The sequence below is a fragment of the Microvirga sp. jy35 genome, from assembly GCF_056148915.1.
Window position 1 is genome coordinate 1 of sequence record NZ_JBWBEW010000131.1, and the last position, 507, is coordinate 507.

The window sequence follows — 507 nt, forward strand, 5'->3', positions numbered from 1 at the left end:
GACTGCGACCAGGTAGACAGGTCGGCATGAGCAGGTCTGTCAGCTACAAACGCCACCGCTTTCCGCCAGAGATCATCGCCCACGCGGTGTGGCTGTACTTCAGATTTCCCCTGAGCCTGCGGCTGGTCGAAGAGATGCTGCTCGAGCGTGGTATTGTCGTCTCCTATGAGTCGGTTCGCCGATGGGCGCTGAAGTTCGGACCAGCTTTTGCCCGCAGCCTCAGGCGCAAGAGACCAAACCATCGCGATATTTGGCATCTCGACGAAGTCGTGGTCACTATCTCTGGGAAGAAGCACTGGCTGTGGCGGGCTGTCGATCAGGACGGATACGTGCTCGATGAGGTCGTGCAGACGCGCCGCGACACCAAGGCCGCCAAGCGCTTGCTGAAGCGGCTTTTGAAGAAACAAGGCTGCCCTCCACGACGGATGATCACCGACAAGCTCGGCTCCTACGCGGCCGCCCGAGGTCAGGTCATACCACAAGTCGAGCACCGCTCGCACAAAGGGC

1 protein-coding gene is annotated in these 507 nt (G+C 60.4%); it reads left to right on the forward strand.

What is annotated here, in order from left to right:
* Positions 1-26: 26 nt before the first annotated feature.
* Positions 27-507, forward strand: a 481-nt coding sequence (locus AC0QTX_RS27535) for an IS6 family transposase (RefSeq protein ID WP_474606970.1), incomplete at its 3' end; no start/stop codon positions are given.